This is a genomic window from Pseudomonas sp. MD195_PC81_125 (assembly GCF_014060985.1).
Lineage (GTDB): Bacteria > Pseudomonadota > Gammaproteobacteria > Pseudomonadales > Pseudomonadaceae > Aquipseudomonas > Aquipseudomonas parakoreensis.
Window position 1 is genome coordinate 1 of the sequence record NZ_JABULD010000658.1, and the last position, 8,574, is coordinate 8,574.

Sequence of the window (8,574 nt, forward strand, 5' to 3'; positions counted from 1 at the left end):
GCTCCCACAAGGGTCGTTGCAGGATCTACCCTTTGTAGGAGCTGCCGAAGGCTGCGATCTTTTTGACTTTTGCTTTTTTAAAGACAAGATCAAAAGATCGCAGCCTGTGGCAGCTCCTGCAGGGCGGTGGAATTCTGCGGGCAAAAAAAACGCCCCGAACCAGTCGGGGCGTCAGTCTTGTGGCTTTGCGGTTAGCTTTTTATACGATCCGCAAAGGCCGTTTGCTCAGCGAAGCCGAATCAGTGGAACTGTTCTTCTTCGGTCGAACCGGTCAGCGCGGTGACCGAGGACGTGCCGCCCTGGATTACGGTGGTCATGTCGTCGAAGTAGCCGGTGCCCACTTCCTGCTGGTGAGCCACGAAGGTGTAACCCTTGGCGGCGTCAGCGAATTCCTGCTCCTGCAGCTTCACGTAGGCAGTCATGTCGTTGCGGGCGTAGTCGTGCGCCAGGTTGAACATGCTGTGCCACATGTTGTGAATGCCGGCCAGGGTGATGAACTGGTGCTTGTAGCCCATGGCGGACAGTTCGCGCTGGAACTTGGCGATGGTCGCGTCGTCCAGGTTTTTCTTCCAGTTGAAGGAAGGCGAGCAGTTGTACGACAGGATCTGGTCCGGGTATTCCTTTTTGATCGCTTCGGCGAAGCGACGGGCTTCTTCCAGGTCCGGCTTGGCGGTTTCGCACCAGATCAGGTCGGCGTACGGTGCGTAGGCCAGGCCACGGGCGATGGCCTGGTCCAGACCGGCGCGAACCTTGTAGAAACCTTCCTGGGTACGGGTGCCAGTCACGAACGGCTGGTCGTACGGGTCGCAGTCGGAAGTCAGCAGGTCGGCAGCGTTGGCGTCGGTACGGGCCAGGATAATGGTCGGTACACCGGCAACGTCGGCAGCCAGGCGAGCAGCGGTCAGCTTCTGCACGGCTTCCTGGGTAGGAACCAGCACCTTGCCGCCCATGTGGCCGCACTTCTTCACGGAAGCCAGCTGGTCTTCGAAGTGCACGCCGGCGGCGCCTGCTTCGATCATGCTCTTCATCAGTTCGTAGGCGTTCAGTACGCCACCGAAACCGGCTTCGGCGTCAGCCACGATTGGCGCGAAGTAGTCGATGTAGCCTTCGTCACCCGGGTTCTTGCCGGCTTTCCACTGGATCTGGTCGGCACGACGGAACGAGTTGTTGATGCGCTTGACCACGGTTGGCACCGAGTCCACCGGGTACAGCGACTGGTCCGGGTACATCGATTCGGCGGAGTTGTTGTCCGCAGCCACTTGCCAGCCCGACAGGTAGATCGCCTGGATACCGGCCTTGACCTGCTGAACGGCCTGGCCGCCGGTCAGGGCACCCATGCAGTTGACGAAGTCTTTCTCTGGGCGGAAGGATGGCTTGGCACCCTGGGTCACCAGGTTCCACAGCTTCTCGGCGCCCATTTTTGCAAAGGTGTGCTCAGGTTGAACCGAGCCACGCAGACGGACGACGTCAGCAGCGGAGTAAGTGCGAGTCACGCCTTTCCAGCGCGGGTTTTCAGCCCAGTCTTTTTCAAGGGCTGCAATTTGCTGTTCGCGTGTCAGTGCCATGGAGATAAACCTCGTCGCGTCTTTATGAAAAGTTGTTCTGCGGTGGAAAATTCCTGCGCTCGCTGACCAGAAGCTTAGGCGGTCAGGTCGGGTTCGGCGGGGTAGGCGACGGGATGAACGATGGGCTCGAGGGGAAGTGAGCAGGTAGTGGCGGACTGCGGGCGCATTCAGGTGTCGTGGGCCTTTATACGTTCTACAGCGTGAAGCCGGGTTACCTAATTACGCTTCCGTCCCTCGGGACAACTTCGTTCCAGTCGGCAACCTCGTCAAACACACCTTGTGGGCGGTACAGACACGAAGCGGTTCGCGGGGTAGGTGCGGACGTCGCTTCGAAGGCCCTTGCCAGGGCCTCTGATTAGCGGGAGCGAGGCCATCATGCCTTCGCTTTTTTGGCTCGTCAAACGATTTGTAGTGCTTTTTTTTCAAGCACTACATCTTTCGTCTAATACGACTAATCAGTCAGTTTTCGGTGCTTTAGTCCAGGGAGTCGACTTTGACCCGCAAGGTCATGTCATCCCGGCCTTGAGTCGAGTAGCTGCGGGTCAGCCCCTGTTTGTCGGCCTGAGTCTGGCGATTCACCCCGGCGAGAGTGATCCATTCGCCCAGGCGTCCGCTGACTGTTGTGTCGGTACTTTGCACGTTCACTACATCGGGACGTTCCTGGCTCATGCGGTCACGGTTGGTACTGATTGCCAGGTGAACGATGTCGCCGGTAACGCTTGCCGTCACATAGAAACCCTGGGTGACGTTGCGGTATTGCGTCTGGCTGCTGTAATCGCCGTAGGAGTTGGTCTGGCTGCTGGTGATCGGCACACTTTGACCGACTTGAATCAGCGCCGGCATGCCGTCGGTGGCTTGCACCTGTTGCACGCCGCCGTCGCGACTGGCGGTGCTGCGGCTGATGATGCGGGTCTGGTTCGGTTGGGCGCCGTTGACCGAGTAGCCTTCATCGCCACGGTCGTTGTTTTCATTGGTATCGACCGTGATCAGCAGGCGTTTGGGCGCAGTGTCGAGTTGACTGATCAGCGCCTTGAGTTCCTGGATCTTGTCCGGCTCGGCCTTGATGATCAGTTGATTGCCATAGGCGCTGACCTGACCGTCCTTGCCGATGAAGTCCTGCGCCATCGGCAGCATATCTGCGCTAGTGCGGTAATTGAGGGGCACGATTTCTGTGGCTGCCATCACCGAAAAACTGCAGCCGAGCAGCAGGGTGGTGAGCAGGGTGCGTAGGGACATGTCCGTTATCTCCGCTTTCGAAAGGCTTGATATTGCCAGTTTGTCGGCCCGGGGTGGGGCAAGTTGAATCGTAGACAGCAAAACGCCCCGGCATCCGAAAATGGCGGGGCGTTTTGAGTGGGCGCTCAAGGGCCTTTGTGGTGAGGGGATTTATCCCCGATGGCTGCGAAGCAGACCTGAAATTTTGGGGCCGCTCCGCGACCCATCGGGGATAAATCCCCTCACCACAGGATCTCCAGAGATCACAAAATCAATGGAGGTCTCAGGAGCTCTACTGATCAAGCCGAATGCCGAACCATATCGACATGCGGAATCCCGGCTTCAAGGAATTCCTCACTGACCAGGCTGAAGCCCAGGCGCTCATAGAACGCTGTGGCCTGTACCTGCGCGCTGAGCATCTGCTGCTGCAGGCCGCGGGCTTCGGCTTCGGCGATGACCGCTTGCATCAGCGCATCGCCCACCTTCATCCCGCGCCAGTCCTTCAGTACCGACACCCGGCCAATGTGCCCGTCGGGCAGCAGGCGCGCGGTGCCGATCGGAAAGTCGCCTTCGAACGCCAGGAAATGTACGGCGGTCGCGTCATCGGCGTCCCATTCAAGCTCGGGTGGCACTGATTGTTCGGCGATGAACACCGTTTCACGAATGCGCCGGATCTCGGCGTTGTCCTTTTGCCAGTCTGCGACACGTACGCGAATCTTATTCATCGGCAAATCCCAGGCTGCCCTGTTTGACCAGCTCACACAGCAGGCCGCGACCGTCGTCGTCGTTCAGCCACTCGCCGAGGTTGTCGACGTGCAGCGCATCGGCGGCGCAGATCATCTTCAACAACTCGCGCAGCTTGCCCGGCAGGTAACGGCTCTGACCGCTGGCGAACAGCAGCAGATCGTCATCGACTTCCGACCAGGCCAGGCGCGCGCTCGGGTTGCGGATCAGCACCGCACCGTCCTGCAGGGCATTGAGGAAGTCATCTTCTTCAACGTCTTCCGGGCCGACCACCAGTTCCGGGTAGCGCGGCTCGGTCATGTACTGGCCGAACCAGGTCAGCAGCAGGCGTTCGTCGCTCATGTGTTCGGCGAGCAGGCTTTTCAGGCGGCCGAGTGCGTCGTGCTGGATCTGATGCGGATCATCGCTGACCGGTTTCGCATCGGCGTCGGTGTAGCGTTCTTCGTCAGTCAGGAACTGGCTGAGGAAGTCAGTGAAATGGGTCAACACTTCAGAGGCGCTCGGCGCGCGGAAACCGACCGAGTAGGTCATGCAGTTGTCGACCGCGACACCGCAGTGGGCCAGGCGCGGTGGCAGGTAGAGCATGTCGCCCGGTTCCAGCATCCACTCTTCGGTTTCGTGGAATTCGGCGAGGATGCGCAGATCCGCGTGTTGCAGCAGCGGGCTCTCGGAGTCGCACATCTGGCCGATCTTCCAGTTGCGCTTGCCGTGGCCTTGCAGCAGGAATACGTCGTAGTTGTCGAAGTGCGGACCGACGCTGCCACCCGGAGCGGCGAAGCTGATCATCACGTCATCGACGCGCCAGCTCGGCAGGAAGCGGAAGTTTTCCAGCAGTTCGCTGACTTCCGGGACGAATTGATCAACGGCCTGAACGAGCAAAGTCCACTCTTTTTCCGGCAGTTTGCTGAATTCGTCTTCGGCGAACGGGCCGCGACGCAGCTCCCACGGGCGCTCGCCGTGCTCGATCACCAGGCGCGACTCGACCTCTTCTTCCAGGGCCAGGCCGGCCAGTTCGTCGGCGTCGATCGGGCTTTCGAAGTCAGGAATGGCCTGACGGATCAGCAGCGGCTTTTTCTGCCAGTAATCGCGCATGAATTCGCGCGCCGTAAGGCCGCCCAGAAGTTGAAGAGGAGTATCAGGATTCATGTGTAACCTATTGAAAAAAAGCATTTTTCAGACGGGAATAAAAACGCCCGGCGCGGCCGGGCGTCTCAAACGGGTCAAGCGGTGAATCAGATGCGTCTGGCTTGCGCTACAGCGTTACCGATGTAGTTGGCCGGGGTCAGCTGTTTCAGCTCGGCTTTCGCTTCGGCTGGCATGTCCAGGCCGTCGATGAAAGTCTGCAGCGCTTCAGGGCTGATGCCCTTGCCGCGGGTCAGTTCTTTCAGCTTCTCGTACGGGTTTTCGATGTTGTAGCGGCGCATTACGGTCTGGATCGGCTCGGCCAATACTTCCCAGCAAGCGTCCAGATCGGCAGCAATCTTGTCGGCGTTGAGCTCGAGTTTGCTGATGCCTTTGAGGCTGGCTTCGTAGGCAATCACGCTGTGAGCAAAGCCCACGCCAAGGTTGCGCAGTACGGTGGAGTCGGTCAGGTCGCGCTGCCAGCGGGAGATCGGCAGTTTGCTCGCCAGGTGCTGGAACAGTGCGTTGGCGATGCCCAGGTTGCCTTCGGAGTTTTCGAAGTCGATCGGGTTGACCTTGTGCGGCATGGTCGACGAACCGATTTCGCCAGCGATGGTGCGCTGCTTGAAGTAACCCAGGGAGATGTAGCCCCAGATGTCACGGTCAAAGTCGATCAGGATGGTGTTGAAGCGCGCAATGGCGTCAAACAGCTCGGCGATGTAGTCGTGCGGTTCGATCTGGGTGGTGTACGGGTTGAAGCCCAGGCCCAGCTCGTCTTCGATGAACGCGCGGGCGTTGGCTTCCCAGTCGATCTGCGGGTAGGCCGACAGGTGCGCATTGTAGTTGCCCACGGCACCGTTGATCTTGCCCAGCAGCGGCACGGCAGCGACTTGAGCGATCTGACGCTCGAGGCGGTAAACCACGTTCGCCAGCTCTTTGCCCAGCGTGGTCGGGGAGGCCGGCTGGCCGTGAGTGCGCGACAGCATCGGCACGTCGGCGAAACGGATTGCCAGTTCGCGGATGGCGTTGGCAGTCTGGCGCATCAGCGGCAGCATCACGTCGTCACGGCCTTCGCGCAGCATCAGGGCGTGGGACAGGTTGTTGATGTCTTCACTGGTGCAGGCAAAGTGAATGAACTCGCTGACCTTGGCCAGCTCCGGCAGTTTGGCCGCCTGCTCCTTGAGCAGGTATTCGATCGCCTTGACGTCGTGGTTGGTGGTGCGCTCGATCTCTTTGACGCGCTCGGCGTGCTCCAGCGAGAAGTTTTCAGCCAGTTCATTCAGAACGGCGTTGGCCTCGGCGGAGAAGGCGGGCACTTCCGGGATACCGGCGTGGGCGGCCAGGCGCTGGAGCCAGCGCACTTCAACCAGGACGCGGGCACGGATCAGGCCGTACTCGCTGAAAATCGGGCGCAGGGCCTGGGTTTTGCCGGCGTAGCGGCCGTCAACAGGGGAAACCGCAGTGAGCGAAGAGAGCTGCATGGGGTGTTCTCGGACAGTCGGGCAACGAAATGGGGCGCGTATCATACATGAAAAAATCCGCCGGTCCGTTGCCAACTGACCGGCGTATTACGCGCTACAGACTACAAAACTTTTATCGCGCGACGATTTACTCGCTGCGCATCAACGGATACAGCTCTTTGAGCAGCTTGCGCCGGCTGATCACCAACTGCCAGCGGTGGCCGCCGAGCTGTCGCCACAGGCGCGCCGAACGGATGCCGGCCAGCAGCAGGGCGCGGATTTTCGAGGCATTGCTCGGTTGTTGCAGGTTGCGCATGTCGCCATGCACCTGAATCCGCTGGCGCAGTGTGCTCAAGGTGTCCTGATACAGCGCACCGCAAGCGGCGATCACGTTTTCGTGGGCCGGGCCGAAATGTTCGACCTGTGACTGGATCTGCGGCAAGCGCTTGCCGATGGTGTCGAGCATGTCGTCTCGTTTGGCCAATTGGCGCTCAAGGCCGAGCATCGACAGGGCGTAGCGCAGCGGCTCGCGCTGCAGGGTGCTGGGGTCGCGCTCAAGAGCGCCGATCAATGCACGGTAGCTTCGCGCAGATTGAGGTCGTCGCCGCCGTACACATCCAGTGTGTCCTTCGGGTCGCGTACCAGCAGGCTGCCGAGCATGCAGCTCAGGCCGGCCTCGCTGGTCTGCCCGGTCTTGGCGATCCGGTCGACCAGCACGGCGGCGAGAAACACGCCGCCCCAGCGCCGTCAGTTGCTCCTGAGTCGGGCTCATGCCTGGCCGCTCCACGGCTCGGCAACTTCGATCACGCCGCCGCCGAGGCAGATTTCACCGTCGTAGAACACCACGGACTGGCCCGGGGTGACAGCGCGCTGCGGCTCGTCGAACACGGCGCGATAGCCGCTGGCGGTTTTTTCCAGGGTGCAAGCCTGGTCGCTCTGGCGATAACGCACTTTGGCGGTGAGGCGCAGTGGCTGGCTCAGGTCGATCGGATTGACCCAGTAGATTTCCGAGGCGAGCAGGGCGCTGGAGAACAGCCACGGATGGTTGTTGCCCTGACCGACGATCAGCTCGTTGGTGTCCAGATCCTTGCGCAACACGTACCACGGCTCGTCGCCGGCATCTTTCAGACCGCCGATACCCAGGCCCTGACGCTGACCGATGGTGTGGTACATCAAGCCGTGGTGACGGCCGATGACCTCGCCTTCGGTGGTCTTGATCTCGCCCGGTTGCGCCGGCAGGTATTGCTTGAGGAAATCGCTGAAGCGTCGTTCGCCGATGAAGCAGATTCCGGTGGAATCCTTCTTCTTGGCGGTCGCCAGCTCGTATTTCTCGGCAATCGCACGCACTTCGGGCTTTTCCAGTTCACCGACCGGGAACAGGGTCTTGGCAATCTGTTCGCCGCCGACGGCGTGCAGGAAATAGCTCTGGTCCTTGTTCGGATCGAGGCCCTTGAGCAGTTCGGTGCGGCCATCGATGTCGCGACGGCGCACATAGTGGCCGGTGGCAATCAGGTCGGCGCCAAGCATCATGGCGTAGTCGAGGAACGCCTTGAACTTGATCTCGCGGTTGCACAGGATGTCCGGGTTCGGCGTGCGACCGGCCTTGTATTCGGCGAGGAAGTGCTCGAACACGTTGTCCCAGTACTCGGCGGCGAAGTTGGCGGTGTGCAGCTTGATGCCGATCTTGTCGCACACGGCCTGGGCATCCGCCAGGTCATCCATGGCGGTGCAGTATTCCGTTCCGTCGTCTTCTTCCCAGTTCTTCATGAACAGGCCTTCCACCTCGTAACCCTGCTCGATCAGCAGGAGAGCGGAAACGGAAGAGTCCACGCCGCCGGACATGCCGACAATGACGCGCTTCTTGGATGTGTCAGAAGGGGCTGGATCACGCATAGGGATTCAATGAGTGTCTTGAAAAAGGACGCGATTCTAGCAGGCTCACGGCCTCAAGGCTAAAGAGAAGGGCGGATCAGTTCCAGACTGAAGTGATGGCCGGCCAGATAGTCGTCGATGCAACGGATGATCAGCTCGCTGCGCCAGTTGTCGCGCTGAGCGATTAATTCGCTACGGGTCAACCACTTGGCGCCGACGATGCCGTCGTCGAGTTGATAGTCCAGGTGGTGTTTCACCGCTTTGGCGCTGAAGCACACCCGCTGGTAAGTCACGCCGTTGCTTGGCGCGGTGTACAGGTAAATCCCGATCACGCCAGTGGGTTCGACGTCCCAGCCGGTTTCCTCAAGGGTTTCGCGGATGGCGGCGTCGATCAGGGTTTCGTCCGGGTCGAGATGGCCGGCGGGCTGGTTCAGCACGTTACGCCCGGCCTTGTGTTCTTCGACCATCAGGAAGCGGCCATTGTCTTCGACGATGGTGGCGACGGTGATGTGGGGGAGCCATTCCATAAGATTTCCTCGACGGTAGCGCGATCAACTGTGGGAGCGAGCCTGCTCGCGAACGCTGTGGGTCAGTCA

7 protein-coding genes and 1 pseudogene are annotated in these 8,574 nt (G+C 60.3%); all 8 read right to left on the reverse strand.

Features of this window, described 5'->3' with window-relative positions:
* Positions 1-239 precede the first annotated feature (239 nt).
* The 8 genes and pseudogenes from aceA to HT737_RS26045 all read right to left on the reverse strand — a co-directional run bounded on the left by aceA (position 240) and on the right by HT737_RS26045 (position 8,505).
* On the reverse strand, positions 240-1,565 hold the full coding sequence (aceA, locus tag HT737_RS26010) for an isocitrate lyase (protein ID WP_041073228.1): 1,326 nt from the start codon (positions 1,563-1,565) through the stop codon (positions 240-242).
* A gap of 474 nt (positions 1,566-2,039) precedes the next feature.
* Positions 2,040-2,801 (reverse strand): secretin N-terminal domain-containing protein, encoded by a 762-nt coding sequence (locus HT737_RS26015; protein WP_047291730.1) that lies wholly within the window; start codon positions 2,799-2,801, stop codon positions 2,040-2,042.
* A 278-nt stretch (positions 2,802-3,079) separates the two neighbouring features.
* Positions 3,080-3,505 (reverse strand): GNAT family N-acetyltransferase, encoded by a 426-nt coding sequence (locus HT737_RS26020; protein WP_003223818.1) that lies wholly within the window; start codon positions 3,503-3,505, stop codon positions 3,080-3,082.
* Positions 3,498-4,670 (reverse strand): cupin domain-containing protein, encoded by a 1,173-nt coding sequence (locus tag HT737_RS26025; protein WP_182404275.1) that lies wholly within the window; start codon positions 4,668-4,670, stop codon positions 3,498-3,500. The genes HT737_RS26020 and HT737_RS26025 overlap by 8 nt, the downstream gene beginning before the upstream one ends.
* An 86-nt stretch (positions 4,671-4,756) precedes the next feature.
* The gene (purB, locus tag HT737_RS26030; protein ID WP_047291732.1) at positions 4,757-6,127 is read right to left on the reverse strand and encodes an adenylosuccinate lyase; all 1,371 of its coding nucleotides are present in this window, start codon (positions 6,125-6,127) and stop codon (positions 4,757-4,759) included.
* Positions 6,128-6,254: 127 nt separating this feature from the next.
* Positions 6,255-6,878 (reverse strand): annotated as a pseudogene (gene hflD, locus HT737_RS26035) (high frequency lysogenization protein HflD).
* Complete coding sequence (mnmA, locus tag HT737_RS26040) at positions 6,875-7,999, reverse strand: tRNA 2-thiouridine(34) synthase MnmA (protein WP_003223826.1); 1,125 nt, start codon at positions 7,997-7,999, stop codon at positions 6,875-6,877. The pseudogene hflD and the gene mnmA overlap by 4 nt, the downstream one beginning before the upstream one ends.
* 59 nt (positions 8,000-8,058) lie before the next feature.
* Positions 8,059-8,505: an NUDIX hydrolase gene (locus tag HT737_RS26045; protein WP_182404276.1), complete on the reverse strand. Its 447-nt coding sequence runs from the start codon at positions 8,503-8,505 to the stop codon at positions 8,059-8,061.
* Positions 8,506-8,574: the final 69 nt, after the last annotated feature.